Consider the following 14,609-nt stretch of genomic DNA (forward strand, 5'->3'; position numbering starts at 1 on the left):
GCCTGACACATCAAGCTTGATTTTTGCGTGCATTCAGCCAAATTGGCACACGGAACAGAATATTAATGAGCAAAGCCACAAAGATCAACACAGCCGTTGTCTTTTGCGCAATTTCCTCGGCATCCGGCACAATTGCTTCGGATTGAATGTACCACAGATGCACAGCAAGGGTTCCTCCCGGTGATAGCAAATTGAAGTCCCACATTTCCCCGGATGTAGACACCCCTGCGGTCAGAATAATGACGGCACTCTCACCGAATGCCCGACCTGCCGTGAGGCAAATGCCTGTCATGATCCCGTTTACAGCCACCGGCAGCAATACATTACGGATCGTCTGCAAATGGGTGGAGCCAAGTGCAAAGGACGCATTACGAAGTTCAACTGGAACCGCCCGGACCGATTCCTCGGTTACCCTGGTCAGCACAGGCAAATTCAGAAAGGCAAGGCTGACAGCGGCGCCCAGAATCGTAAGACCTATCTCGAAGAACTCCACAAACAGGGCAATACCAAACAATCCAAAGATGATGGATGGAACAGATGATAGTCCCTCCACGCAAATCCGCACGATCTCCATGAGTTTGTTGTTTGGGGCAAATTCCGCCAGGTAAATCCCGGCCGCCATACCGATGGGAATGGAGATCAGAAGGGATAGAATCAGCACATAGAACGAGTTGAACAGCGCCGGCCCAATCCCTCCTCCTTCTTCAATCTCGCTTGGAACACCATATAGAAAGTCCCAGCTTAGCAAAGGCAACCCTTTTTCCAAAAGAAGAAATAACAGTCCAACAATGAATAAAATGACGACAATCCCTACACCCCATACCATGCCCGTAAAAATCCGGTCCATCAGCGTGGATGTACCTCTGCGTTTGCCAAACGAATAAGAAGGGACCGTGTTCGCCTGTTTCTTCAAACTCATGAGTAGCGTCCCCCTTTCTTCTGAAGCATTCTTACGGCTACAATCATCAGGATGGAAATGGCAAGCAGGATAAAGCCCATCATGTAAAGTCCGTGATTCCAGGTGGAATCGAATTCGACACTTGAGATTTGCATAACGATATTACTTGTCAGCACGGCTGTTGGCGTGAACAGACTGTTCGCGAGCTGCGCCGTATTGCCGATGACCATCACCACCGCCATCGTCTCTCCAATGGCACGAGTCATCCCGAGAATGACGGCGTACATGATTCCGCCTCTTGCAGCAGGCAAGACCACACGAGTTATGGTTTGAAATCGGTTCGTACCCAGTGCGTACGCTGCATCCCGGTATTTGTTCGGTACAGCAGATATGGCATCATCACTGATCCGGCTAATGGTAGGCAGCACCATAATCGTCAGAACGATGGACGCTGCGAGCAAACCATCCGCCAGATCATGTCCACTGATATCCCTAAGCCAGGGGATGAGAATCGTCAGTCCCAAGAAACCGTATACCACAGAAGGAATACCCACCAACAGATCCAATACGGGTCGCAGAATATGGCGAAGCCATTTTGGCGTCATTTCGGCCAGAAACACAGCAATGATGACGGAGATTGGAATGGCAAACAGCATCGTGAGCCCCGTCAGTGCCAGCGTTCCCAGAATAAAGGTCAGTGCGCCGTAATGCTCATTTTCCGGGTCCCAGTTGGTAGAGAAAAAGAATTCGCTGAGCGAAACATCCGCAAAGGTCAGAACGCCCGTACGAAGCATAAGAACCAGAATGCATAACAGAACCAGACAAACGAACAATGTACTGCCAATACAGATCATGCGAAACAGTTTATTGGACCATCTTAAACGCGCCTTACGGTCAAAACGGGTTCCCGATCCGGGAGCCTTGCCAATGCTTGGACCAAGCTCACTCGGAGCAGGGCTGTTCGTGGATGGATTTAAATCGATCATGAAGGGCTCTTCCTTTCACATAGAGAAGCCAGCTTGGCGACCGTGCGCAGAAGCTGGCTATCCCTTTCCTTATGAAATGCGAGAATGATGAACGTTCGCAGCTTTCGTTATTTAACGGCAGCAAGCGGAATGAATTTCAGTTTTTTCAGGGAACCGTTCTGGAACTTGCTGCTTTGGATATACTCGATGAACGCTTTCGTTGCTCCCGTAGGTTGACCTTTGGTCATGTAATATCCAATACCCCATACTTTGTATGTTTTGTTCAGGACGTTTTTCTCTGTTGGTGCTACGCCATTGATGGATACAGCCTTCATTTTGCTAGTTACATACGGAAGGTCAATATAACCGATTGCATTTGGTGTTGTTTCAATCGTTGTTTTCATATCACCGCTGGAGCCAACCTCTTTGTAGTTGTCCCCTTTGCTCATGAAGTCCTTGCCATCCAGTGCTTTTTGTTGGAAGTTAACCCGTGTACCGGAACCAAATTTACGGTTAACTACAACGATGTTGGCATCCGATCCGCCGACTTCCTTCCAGTTTGTCACTTTGCCGGAGAAGATGTCCTGCAGTTGTTTTGTTGTCAGATTGCTTACACCCACATTGGTATTAACGACAGCCGTGAACACTGTTACAGCTACCGGATTGGCTACCAAGCCATCAAATTTCTTGAAGCCAGGTACATCTTTGGATGCATCCCAGTCTACAGCCCCAATGTCCGCGATCCCTTTACGAACGGATTGGGGACCTGTGATGGAACCTGCTGCGGAAGCCGAGATTTTAACTTTTGGATTATCCTTTTTGAATTCGCTGGCTGCCTGAAGTGTCAGCGGAAGTAATGCGGAGGAACCGTTAATGACGATTTTACCTTTCTCTGTGCTCTTGGCAGCTGATGCTGTCGTTGCGCCACCCAGTCCACCAATCAGAGATACAGCCATAAGCATTGCTGTGAAGGGTTTGATCCATTTTTTCATGTTAATTAAACTCCTCTCGAATTAAAAAGCTTGTGATCATATTTGATATAAAACATTACTTCGTAACGGCTCTCCAGCTTCCGCCAGCTTGTACCAGTACTCGGCCGTTCTCAACCACAGAGATCTGTGATCCGGCAACCGCGATGGATGATACATCGGAAGATACGGTATACAACTTGGTTTGTTTTCCAGTTACCGGGTCGATCGAAAGGATCACGCTGTTGTTGTCATCCTGGGCTGCCAGTACATACAAGATTCCACCTGACAGAATAGCTTGTTCTACATCGTACTCGGTGTACACCGGCGTAGACTTTTGGGATGAATCCACAGACAGCAACGATGCTTTACCGTCTTCGGAAGGTACACTCACGTAGTAGGCCTTTTGTCCGTCAGCAGACCATACAAATACCTTGTCGTCGGTTGATGTTGTAAGCTTCACAGCCTCCGGTTTTGAATCTCCTGTGTTATACGAAAATATTTGCTGTTGATTGGATGAGAAATCAATGGAGACATTGTCTTCATCCACATTGGTTGTATCCGAAGTTACGGTACCAAGTGTTGTTACGGTATAGATGAATTTCTTGCCGTCAGCAGAAACATTCAGGTTTTCCTTATAATCCACCTTGTCTTCGACCACTTTCGTAATCGCGCCATCCGCCAGATTCAGCTTGGCAATCACAGACCCTTTATCTCCTTGCAGGAAGTAGATTGCACTCCCGTCAGCAGACCAAACCAACTCAGGCTTGATGCTGTTGTCACTCGTGATCAGTTTGGAAGCCTTGGTCTTCAGATCAATAACATAAACGGCTCCTTCGGCATTCGTATAAGCCGCTTGATCACCACTTGGCGAAATAACGAGATCCGATCCACCGTCTGTCGTTAGCAACAACTCATATTTGCCGCTTGTTGTATTCACGAGATAATCGTTTCTGCCATTGTTGTCGCTCTTGGAAACAATCAGCTTATCCGCTCCGGCAAAACGAGGATTCTCGACTTCATCGATCAAGGATACCGTACTGATCTCAAGCAGTCCGTTTCGCTTGACAATCGTACCGCCAACGCCCGACACCAGTGGACGAAGAGCGATGTAACTTGTACCACCGATGATGGTAACCGGTTGATTCAGATTCACTTTGACGTCATCTACCACAATTTGTTTGCTATTGTTTTGGAGCGTCACGCTGTGATCATTCAGCTTGATCACCGTCGTTCCGCTATGTACTTCGGCTTGTGCGCCGATGGCTTTGATCACATCACGAAGTGACACAAGTGTCTCCCCATTTTTAACGATGGAACGAACGATGACGCTGTTACCGTTTATTGTAAGCGTGGAATTTTGCACCTGAGCTGCATTAGCCGCAGGTTTCACTGCAGGAGCAGCCGATACTGCACTAACCACAGAAGTACCTAACACTGTTGCTACCATGGACACCACTAACACTTTTTTCATTGACATTGGCTCTTGTCACCCTTCTCTATTCCATTTAATTTGCCTTGTTTTGTCATGCCCTGCTGTCTGGTATTCTGCATGTATCGTCTTTATGAGAGCTTGTCCGGCTCATCCCCCCAAACTTCCACGTTCATAGTAAAAATGACCTATCACGATTGTAATTATAGGAGAGATTTGTAAACGGGAAATCCTGGAATTGTTAACGAATTGTCAATGTTTTCATAAATACAAAAAAAGAGTCGATGGAATATGATCCATGACTCGTTTTTTGTGAGTTAAAATTGCGGCTCCAGTATCCGAACATGTCGATTCTTCAGACCTCAATCTGTTCATATAACTGTCTCGTGAGAAAGGAGGGTTGAATGTTAAGCTCAGTCAATCTTTCTTTGAGATTGCGATAGATCCGCAGCACATGGTCGTGTTTACCCATGTACAAGTACGCCTGCATGGCACGACGATAGGCTTCTTCTTCATATGGCGATTGACTGATTGCACGTTCTGCTGCCTCTGCTGCTTTTCTGCCGTTACGTGAATCCAGATATTTCTCGGAAAGTTTCAGCTTAAGTTCCAGTGAAATTTGCTCCAGCTTATGACTTAGCTCCACTATCCATGGGTAATCCTCCTGAGGTAACAGTTCGTCCAGATACAAATGTAAGGTTTGCTCGATTAGAGATATCGGCATATCTTCTTGCTCCATCCTGAACGAAATGTCCAGAAAATCATATACGTCTGCTCTGATTCGTTCCTTATCCAGGATATAGTGCTCACTTTTATATCTCAACAAATGTTCAATACCAACGTTCCGCAAATTTTTTCGCAACAGGCTCACACAGGTGTGCAAATAAATTTTGGCTTTCTCATAAGGTTCATCCGGCCATAACTTTTCGATAATACGATCCCGGTGAACTGCACTTGTGGCAGGGTTATTCAGCAGCAAATACGCAAAAAGCTCCTTCTCTTTGGCTGTTCGCCACATCATCGTCTTTCCATTTGTGATTGCAACACGGAATGTTCCAAGCAATTGGACAAACAACTTGTCCGTATTATCAGTCTTGACGACAACGTGATCCGTGGGTCTGTTCTTCTCCTTTGTCAATCGCTCAATGGTCCGTGACAAGCGCTCCATCTCGATGGGTTTGAGCAGGTAATCCAGCGCTTCATGCTCGAAAGCGGCCACAGCATACTGATCATAGGCAGTCGTGAACACGATCATGGCGTCCGGTTCCACTTCGTGTATGTTCGCTGCCAACTCCAATCCGCTCATTCCTGGCATCTCAATATCCAGAAACCAGATATCCGGGTGAATGTTCCGAAGTGCCACAAGCGCATCAAAGCCATTAGCCGCACGCCCTGCGACGTGTACTTTACCTGTTCGAGTAAGGAACATTTCCAGCATATTCAAAGCATGCGGCTCGTCATCCACCAAATACGCTTGCATCACTACAGGTTCCCCCTTTGCTTCATTTATTGGTATGGGAATTCAATCGTTATCTTCGTCCCGTGACCTTGTTCACTCTGGATCACAGGTGCTTGTCCGTTCATGTGTTTCAGTCGCCTCTGTACATTTTGCAAGCCAATTCCCTGTTCGGCATGGCCTCTTTCCAGAATACTTGCGACCTGCTCAGGAGACATGCCGATCCCATCATCCTCAACCACCACTTGAACCCGATTTTCACATTTTCGGATGAATAACCGCACCGTTCCTCCATCAATCTTTTTCGACACCCCATGCCGGATAGCATTCTCCACCAGCGGTTCGATGAGGAGTGGCATCACTTTACAGGAATTCAGTGATCTGTCCACATCCAACTCAACCTGAAGACGTGAACCGAAGCGCTCCTGCTCAATCTCCACATAGGCCTGAATCAACTCCATCTCCTTGCTGAGCGGAATCAACTCCTCCGAGTTATCCAGATGAAAAAGAATTCGCAAATAACGACTGAAGCTGCCTAACAGCTCTCCCGCTCTGGGCCCGTCTGTGAAACATAACGACATAATCGTTCCCAAGGCATTATACAGAAAATGCGGTTTGATCTGTGAACGAAGAAACGCCATTTCGTTGTTCGCAGCTTCCTTCACCAGTCGTTTCATACCGAGCAAGGTATGTACTCGGACCAGAATCTCTCCCGCATCCAGCGGACGTGTAATAAAATCGTTGCCTCCTGCCTTAATGCATGCCTCAATATCCGCTGGTGTACTGCGCATGTTGATAAACAGAACCGGCAGCTCCACCTGGCTGAATTCCAGCCGAATCTGTTTACACACCTTATAACCTGTAACCGCAGGCAGCATTGCATCCACGATGACGAGATCAGGCAGCTTACCGCTTGCAAGTAATGATTGCACCTCTATGTCGGAGTCCGCAAAGCTAACCTGAAAACCTTCTGTAGAAAGTAATGTATTCAAGTGCTCCATGTCCACAAGATCGGTTGTTGCAATTAATATGGCTGCTGAAGCGTTGCTAGATGGCAATTCCGATAAATCCTCTACGTACGTTTCCTGAGATACTGCAGTCTCAGTAACGCTCTCCATGCCAGCATTTTCTGCGGATGGAAGCTCGATCTGAATTGATTCTGTTGCATCGTTGACCGTAAGCCGCCCCCCCATAATGCCGACAAGCTCTGCTGAAACAGACAAGCCTGCTGAACCGTTCTGCATACTCTGTAAATCAGCGCGGTCTTCTCTCCCCAATCGGGTAAACTGTTCCGTGTATGCCTCGAAACGAAGTATAATCCGCACTCGCTCTTGATGCCGCTCGCACTCGAATACCAGCTCCCTGTGACTATGCTGACCAATCATATGATAAACAAGGTTGTACAGCACTTGCAGCAGACGGCTCTCATCTGCCATAACATAGCGGGCCTCAAGCTCCAGCCTGCGTACCATAACGATTCCTTTTCCCGTAGCCAGAAACCCGAGCACCTCAGTGACCAAAGAAAGGCAGGATACCAGATCAACAGTGCCCACCGCAATCTTCATATTGCCGTCTCTAAATCGCGACATATCGATCAGATCATTCACAAGATTGGACATCCGGTATGATGTATTGCGTATGAGTTGAAGCTTACTTCGAATTTCGGTCTCATTCGTGCGTCTCAACGACGTTCCTAGAAGAGAACGGGATAAATGAATGATGCTGTGAAGCGGAGAGTTCAGTTCATGCGATGTCAGCAGCAAAAACTCATCCTTTACCTTGTCCGATAATTGAAGCTGTTGCGTAAGCCGCTGCATTGCATCATAAGCTCCGACATATTGATAGATCAGGAGCACGGCGAAGACACTCAAAATTACTAATGTTGTACAATTAAGTAGAATCTGACTCACCGGATACCACGTTACGAGGATGCCAAGAACGTAATTTACAAGCATAAGCCAGATACATGTGATGAGAAGTTGTAACTGGGAACGACTCTTGCTCTCATATTTCTTCAGAACATAGTGATGCAGAATGACAGCAAAGGCTACAGCATAAGACAACAGGTTAACGATATACATGCCTTCCTGAATGGAGGAATACACTCGAAATGGAGATATCATGATCAGGGCGACGTATAGAGCAAGCAGAACACTTGGCAGCTGCAGCCATCTTCTGATCGTTTGCCCCAGCCCAGGGGCCAGTTTCCATGTAATCATGCTAACAATGACGGATACACCATATACCGCTGCATATTTCATTTTAAAGGCGAACTCAAAGGGAATTCCCGGCGCAAGCTGTAATAACAGACGCTCCCCATTCGTCACCACAATGACGGCAAAACCCAAGAAAAATAGCGCGTAAAGCAACTGAATGCGATCACGATGCAGACGAAGATAGAGATAGAAAAACAGCAAACCAAAGATGACTACAATCCCCATGATGAACAGCTCCAGTCCAGACTGAATCATCGTTCTTCTTTCAATCTGACTGGCATACCCCAGTTCAATCGAGTTGTAGATGCCACCGCTGCGAAAATCAAAATTAGCTACCTGTAACACAATTTCGAGCTCTGCTTGTTTCGTATGAAAATAAATCGTATATGGCTCATTGCGTGGTATATAGGATGCCGCAGACGTGCTCGGAAGCCCTGATCGGCTCATCTGCTGCCCATCCAGATACATCGCATCCGCGAATCGAACATATCGTTTGGCAATTGCCAGCTGCTCCCCCTGAGGCAAATTCCGCACAATCAGGCGATAGGTCCCATATCCCTTCCCGCTCATTGGATAGCCTTGATTAATCACATCCTCATCCCAGTTCCCAGGCACTTGCATCATGATGGGCTTGATACGCGTTAGATGGATCTGCTGTGGTGAGAGCAGCTGCTCAGGATAGAATTCCCATTCTCCATCCAGTGGAATAATGGTATGGCTTGTCCATGAGAAGTCTGCCAACTCCAGAGTCCCCTGCTTGGCAACAGGCGCCCCTCGTCCACCCCCGATCTGCAACACAACCACGAGTGCGAGCAGCATTGTCATTAATCCAACCCCTAACAAAAACCGATCCTTTCTGATGACAGTCATCTCTCCTTCTTCCGTAGCAGCTACCACTCAATATAGCGTTATTTTCGCACTCACGCTTGACCCTGTCCATCCTTTTCCCAGGCTACGATATAACGATGAAAAAAAGGCATCCGCAGATGCCTCTGGAGTTCATCTGATGCTGCTCGTCCCTAGCGCAGGATAGGAACAAAGCAGCATCAGCAATAAACATTCTAATTTTGGGATGCAGCCTGGATTGCGCCGTGAGCCCAATGACCAACAGATACATCCTTCCACATGGATGTACTGGACAGATCAGGTTCGATATGAACCAGACGATTCAGCAATGTAACGGCCTCTGCTCGTGTCACAGCATCGTTTGGACGGAATGCCCCATCTTGCGACACACTCATGATGCCTGCTGCCAATACACGCTGAACTGCTTCGCGTGCCCAGTGCTGTGTAAGATCAGCAGCTTCGTTTGGCACAGCCGTTGTTTCTGCAGTTGCTTCCTGAGTTTTCAAAATCCGTTCAATAATGACAGCCATCTCGGCTCGTGTAATGGAACGCCCTGGCATGAAATCCCCGGCAGCATCGCCACGCATGTAACCTGCTGCAGTAGCCTTTGTAATCGCTTCGCGTGCCCATTCCGCAACCGGCATATCCCGATATGATCTATTGTGCGCAGCCTCGTCGCTGCCAGACGGCAGTATTCGAGATAATAAGGCAGCCATTTCAGCACGCTGAACCGCTTGATTCGGTCTGAACGTGCCGTCCGCAAATCCTTGAATGTAGGCTGATGACTGGCCCCCATTCATCAAAATAATGGAAAATGTGCTGAACTTGGTGACTTCAAACTCAATTCCTGGTTGATCTGTTCCATTAAACTTAACGATTTTACCCTTAACGAGTTCCTTTGTCCCATCGCTATGTTCGATAAATACTTGCAGCTTGTCCAGTTCCTTCTGCGTCAGGTTCTTATCTCTGACCGGAAGCACAACCATCACTGGACGACTGCTTATATTCGTCTCAATCGTCATTGGACGTCCTACCAAGCGGAAGTCGGCAGGATCTGTTGATGCTTTGATGATTAATGGATCTTTCTGGATACGCTGTTCCACCGCTTCACGCCCTGCGGCATCCTTAATCGGAACAAGGTGGAAGAATATATCGGAGCCCAGTCCCTTTAAAGAATTCGCCGGAAGTTGAAGGGAAGCGTTATCCGTTTCAATATACAGATTCATCTTCTCATCTGCCATCAGTGAAGTAGACTTGGCTGGCAGCTTCACATTCAGTTCGGATACCTCGTCCTTCTCATCCGGAATCATGATCCGGGCAATATTCGAACCGGCCTTCTTCAAGCTCTCAATCGCACGAGAAGTCTGCTCGGCTGTCAGATTCACCACATCCTTTTTACGTCCATCTGCCCCTGTTGTTCTTTCGATGATCGTTGTAGAAACAACTACATTTGCATTCCGTTCATTGGTCACATTTAGCGTAATCTTCTCGGAAGTGCTTGCAGACGGTGAGGTTGGCGTCGAACCACCGGATGAACTTCCTGAACCGGACGAACCCGGATTGGATGGTGTTGTTGGCGTTGTTGGCGTTGTTGGTGTTGTTGGCTCACCAACGACCGTGATATCGCCTGATATTGCCTGTTTATGCATTTCAATTCCATCGGTATCCGTCACCGTGAAGTGTTCTAGTAGCGTCTCGTTGACGAACTCCACCGGATACTCGCCTGCAACAGCATTGGAGGAAATCGTGAATTCAATTTTGAACAACGTCTGGTAGGTCTCGAACGCCGGGATAGGACTCAGTCCTCCATTTTCATCACTCCAGCCCACGATAAGCGATCCTGTCTCATTATTCGCATGATGTCGTATTCCCGGACTGCCTGTAACATCAGTCACCTGTAAGGCTGCCGGGTTGAACTTCAGACGTACCCCGTAAGAGCCAATCGGTTGAGAAAGCGCCACCGTGTCGACAGTTAGCGTTACCTTGTCACCTGCTTTTCCTTCTTCTGATCCAATGTAGACAACAACACTCCCCACCGGTTTCACATCGGCCAGCACAGTAACTTGCCCATTTTCCCCAGTCACCTGAAACGGATCAAATTCCTCTACCAGTGCGCCCGCATGAAGAGCTACTGAACTTTGACCGATAGCCGCACTCTCCTTAATTTTAAAATGAAGGGAATACAGCGCCGTGGATTCCTGAATGAAATTTTGCGTCGTCATTATCACTGATATATATCCTGGAGCAGACGTATCTTCAGTTAGGCTGACTCCCTGATAATTCTCATAAGCTTGGCGGTTTACAACCTTGTCCCCTTCAACGAGTTCAAGCACAGCCGAATCATAGGCAAAGGACAATTCAGAGTGATAAAAAGAAAATTCTGAGCCTTTTGAATCATAGGATACAGGCACTTCGACGATGTCTCCTGGTTTACCAGATACTTCTCCGATATGAATTACAGGATCTACACTGGCATGTGCTTGAGGAAGCCACGAAAAGCTCATGGAAACCAAGAGCAGCACAGCCAGAAGCGCCTTCATGAATCGTTTGGATTTTACAGAAATGAAATGTCCCTTATTGTTTGGCAAGATAGTCACTCCCTTCTAATTATATGAATTAATCCCCAAGTAAACGCCCATAATCAGGGCTGAATCTTCGGCATCCAGTACACCATCATCATTCATGTCCAACGCTTCAATCTGACTCGGTGTTAACGTGATTAAACCTTTGATATATTTATTCACCAATAAGGCATCGGCAGGTGTAATCACACCGTCTCCATTCGCATCCCCTTTAATACGCAGCATGATCGTTACCTCCACGCTATCCGAAAACACAGCTCCATTCTTGGCCTGCCAGCCGAACGTTGTCTTGATCCCTGTAAAAGCCGAAGAAGGAACGAAGGCCAATGTGTTCAACTCTGCGACAGGAACCACCTGATTCTTCACAACGTCTGTACCATTCAGTTGTAATTTACCGCTGTCAGGCAGGGAGGCGATGCGAATATCCGTCATAGACCGGTTCTCTGGGTCGGCATAGTTACTGGTAAAATCCGTAGATGTAAAGGATACCGGGAGCCCCTGTTTTACCGTTTTGTTAAACGTGCCTACAACAGGTTTGGGGGTGATATCCAGCGTTAGTCCCAAGATACGGGCAGAGCTGCCATCTGCACTGAATACAACGATTCGGTCTCTCGCCGTATCAGCCATATACAATTCGCCTTCCGGTCCGAAGACAATCTGATTAGTGAGGTCAATCGGATATGTCTCGTTTCCACTCGCCCACGTACTCAGGACAGGACGTTCAGGAGATACAAAGCCCTCGTAGCCACTCTGCATGATCTGGTTCTCGCTCACAACGTATACACGTTTGTTTACTGGATCCAGTGTCAAGTCTCCGAGTTTATCTGTTGAATTCAGTATACTTGTTACGGGGTAAAGCATCGCTCCCTGCCCATTGGTATACCATACCTGATCTCCAGTTCCCTGGGTTGCGCCAGAGTATTCTGAGAATGCGCCACTCAAACCTCCCCATCCTTCGTGTCCCAAAGCGAAGTTGGCCAATGTGCCATATCTCGCTGGAGCATTATTCATTTCTCTATACACGTTGAAGAAAACGTACAGTCTTTCATAATCGCCCTGCTTATATCGAATTAAGTTTCGAATGTAAGGCTGCTTATCCTCATCTGGATGCGGATACAACGAAAATTTACGCATAACGTCTATAGGCTGTCCGTTCACAGTACCATCCTGATTAAAAATATGTACTTTTGCGGCTGCTCCGGATTCAGCAGCGTAGATCAGCCCATCGTTCCCCATCGTAACCGCCGTCACCTGGTTGACCTCTATCGTCGATAGTACCTTGCCTTCCGGTGTAGACCGAATAACCCGATTGTTTCCAGTGTCTGCAATCAGCAACTCTGTTTCACCATTAGCCGTCTTATAGAACTCGATATCTGTAGGTCTGTTTAATGAAACGGGCTCTGTTGCAGCCAGAGCCGATGAAGCTGGAAAACCCACGCTTGTGAGTAATGTAATGACAAGAGCAAGCATACTCCATCGTGTTCTTTTGACTCTCGCACCCTTTTTAGTGTGTAAACTCAAATGGTCTCCTCCTTAGGTTTCTGATAACGTTCTGTACCAATATAGCAAGCAGTTCTTAACAATCACTGAACACCTAAGAACCAACAGAGTAGGGTGCAAAAGACCTTTTTCCTCAAAAAAAACGAAGGAATTAACGGATACACCCGTTAATCCCTATCGCAATTGTTTCATTCATATAAAATTAGATATGCCAATGCAACGGATCCTTCGTTCTACCGAATAAAAAGTTTCATCAATGTATTAAAAATCGGATTCACAATATAACCTGTCGGATGGATAGAATACCTCTTACCCGAGTTCAGACGGCTGATCTTCTCCATTTCCTCAGCGGACAGCTCAAAATCAAAGATTTCACTATTCTCTCTGATCCGCTTTGGATTGGATGATTTGGGAATCAGAATAACACCTCGTTCCAGATGCCAACGCAAAATCACTTGAGCCACCGTCTTATGGTGATGATCAGCGATTTCCTTCAATATGGGATGCTGCAATAACACTTTATTCCCCTGTCCCAACGGACCCCATGCCTCATGTAAAATCTGATGTTTGTCCATATAGGCTCGTAGTTCGTTCTGAGGAAATTCCGGGTGCGTCTCGATCTGGTTGATCATCGGCAAGATTTTCGCGTGCTTCCTTAATTCTTCCAGATGCTGAATCTCAAAGTTCGCGACCCCAATGACTTTGATCCTGCCTTCCTCGTATAATTCCTCCATGGCTTTCCACGATTCGATATACTTTGGCGAGGCAAAATGGATTAAATACATGTCGAGGTAGTCGACCCCCAGCTTGTTTATCGTTTTCTGGAAAGCTTTTTTGGTCGCTTCATAACCATGATCCGTATTCCAGACTTTCGACGTGATGAAAAATTGCTCGCGCGGAATCTGACTATGCCGGATCTCTGCTCCCAGCGCTTTCTCATTTCCATAGATTCTGGCAGTATCAAAATGCCGGTACCCGACTTGAATGGCCTCACGAGTCGCTGTTGTAAATTCTGCTTCTTTCGTTATTTTGTAAACCCCAAAACCCAGTTGGGGAATGGGAACCCCGTTATTGGCTTCAATCACTTTGGTATGCAAATTCATTTTAACTACTCCTCTCAAAACGGAATATACTTGATATATATTATATCTAGTTAAAGCCAAAAAAAGAGGTTAACCCTTTTTTTCTTCATGAAGCAGATCGGTTAACCGTATGTCTTTTAAATAATTCTGCATGGCGATCTCCGCACCTTCAAGATGATGAATGACCTTTTGTTTCACGTCATCCACGTCCTGTCCCTGGAGTGTTACATCGGTATGAATTTTAAACAAGTCTTTGCCAGGTTCAACCGCCAGGAATACGTCCAACATCGTGATTTCCGATAACGGCTGAGCAAGCAATATGCCGCCTTTCGCCCCTTCTTTGGCCATTGTCAGTTTGGCGTTATTCAGGTTGCGAATGACTTTTACCGTCGTAGGAACCGGAATATTTAGCTGCTCCGATATCACTTTGGTCGATAGATAGTTAAGACAGTTCTTCTCGGTGTACGTGTGAACGTAGAGCAGAATGGAGATTCCCTGTGATAAGGCTGTAGAGTATGCCATTGCATTCATCCTAACTTTTTTTCTAAATATACTATATATCTTTTATGTTTAGTTAGCAACTACAACACAATCTCCAAAGCAAGGTCAAGATACATTCGGTTGACTGTTCCCTTCCAGTGTAATACAATGCCAATTTTAAATG

The 14,609-nt window shown here is 46.8% G+C and carries 10 protein-coding genes; all 10 read right to left on the reverse strand.

The features are described 5' to 3' along the window. Window positions 1-10 precede the first annotated feature (10 nt). The 10 genes from pstA to RS891_RS24370 all read right to left on the reverse strand — a co-directional run bounded on the left by pstA (window position 11) and on the right by RS891_RS24370 (window position 14,467). Window positions 11-919: a phosphate ABC transporter permease PstA gene (gene pstA, locus RS891_RS24325; protein WP_315793435.1), complete on the reverse strand. Its 909-nt coding sequence runs from the start codon at window positions 917-919 to the stop codon at window positions 11-13. Then, window positions 916-1,884 (reverse strand): phosphate ABC transporter permease subunit PstC, encoded by a 969-nt coding sequence (gene pstC / locus RS891_RS24330; protein WP_113053551.1) that lies wholly within the window; start codon window positions 1,882-1,884, stop codon window positions 916-918. The genes pstA and pstC overlap by 4 nt, the downstream gene beginning before the upstream one ends. Before the next feature lie 107 nt (window positions 1,885-1,991). Next, a complete protein-coding gene (locus tag RS891_RS24335) occupies window positions 1,992-2,855 on the reverse strand; it encodes a phosphate ABC transporter substrate-binding protein (RefSeq protein ID WP_063565318.1) in 864 nt (287 codons plus the stop codon). Between the two features lie 55 nt (window positions 2,856-2,910). Next, entirely contained in the window at window positions 2,911-4,305 is a 1,395-nt protein-coding gene (locus tag RS891_RS24340) for a stalk domain-containing protein (RefSeq protein ID WP_315793436.1), read from the reverse strand. A 313-nt stretch (window positions 4,306-4,618) separates the two neighbouring features. Next, window positions 4,619-5,743, reverse strand: coding sequence for a response regulator (locus RS891_RS24345; RefSeq protein WP_315796421.1), 1,125 nt, complete (start codon window positions 5,741-5,743; stop codon window positions 4,619-4,621). 26 nt (window positions 5,744-5,769) lie between these two features. Beyond that, on the reverse strand, window positions 5,770-8,760 hold the full coding sequence (locus tag RS891_RS24350) for a histidine kinase (RefSeq protein ID WP_315793437.1): 2,991 nt from the start codon (window positions 8,758-8,760) through the stop codon (window positions 5,770-5,772). A gap of 236 nt (window positions 8,761-8,996) precedes the next feature. Beyond that, a complete protein-coding gene (locus tag RS891_RS24355; RefSeq protein WP_315793438.1) occupies window positions 8,997-11,369 on the reverse strand; it encodes an S-layer homology domain-containing protein in 2,373 nt (790 codons plus the stop codon). Between the two features lie 15 nt (window positions 11,370-11,384). Beyond that, a complete protein-coding gene (locus RS891_RS24360) occupies window positions 11,385-12,884 on the reverse strand; it encodes a dockerin type I domain-containing protein (protein ID WP_315793439.1) in 1,500 nt (499 codons plus the stop codon). Between the two features lie 212 nt (window positions 12,885-13,096). Continuing rightward, on the reverse strand, window positions 13,097-13,966 hold the full coding sequence (locus RS891_RS24365) for an aldo/keto reductase (protein WP_315793440.1): 870 nt from the start codon (window positions 13,964-13,966) through the stop codon (window positions 13,097-13,099). A gap of 69 nt (window positions 13,967-14,035) precedes the next feature. Further along, window positions 14,036-14,467 (reverse strand): RrF2 family transcriptional regulator, encoded by a 432-nt coding sequence (locus RS891_RS24370; protein WP_181586587.1) that lies wholly within the window; start codon window positions 14,465-14,467, stop codon window positions 14,036-14,038. Window positions 14,468-14,609: the final 142 nt, after the last annotated feature.

This window comes from Paenibacillus sp. BIC5C1 (genome assembly GCF_032399705.1).
Lineage (GTDB): Bacteria > Bacillota > Bacilli > Paenibacillales > Paenibacillaceae > Paenibacillus > Paenibacillus taichungensis_A.